Annotated in this window: 1 protein-coding gene; it reads left to right on the top strand. The window is 67.5% G+C overall.

What is annotated here, in order from left to right; all coding sequences use genetic code 11:
* On the top strand, positions 1-200 hold a 200-nt coding region (locus BN1134_RS08190), incomplete at both ends, for an ATP-binding cassette domain-containing protein (RefSeq protein WP_042046508.1).

Genomic DNA, 200 nt, shown 5'->3' with positions numbered 1-200 from the left:
CAGTCTTACGCCCTGTTCCCCAACCTGACGGTGGCCCAGAATATCGCCTTTGGCCTCGAGAACCAGGGCTTGCCGCGCGAGGAGGTCGCCCTGCGGGTCGCCGAGTGGTTGAGTCTGGTGGGCTTGAGCCGGGAGTCCCACAAGTACCCGAGCCAGATCTCGGGTGGCCAGCAGCAGCGAGTGGCGCTGGCCCGCGCCCT

It is taken from the genome of Aeromonas simiae, from assembly GCF_000820125.1.
Lineage (GTDB): Bacteria > Pseudomonadota > Gammaproteobacteria > Enterobacterales > Aeromonadaceae > Aeromonas > Aeromonas simiae.
Note: the sequence above shows the minus strand (reverse complement) of the source record. Positions and strands in the feature narration are given on the sequence as shown.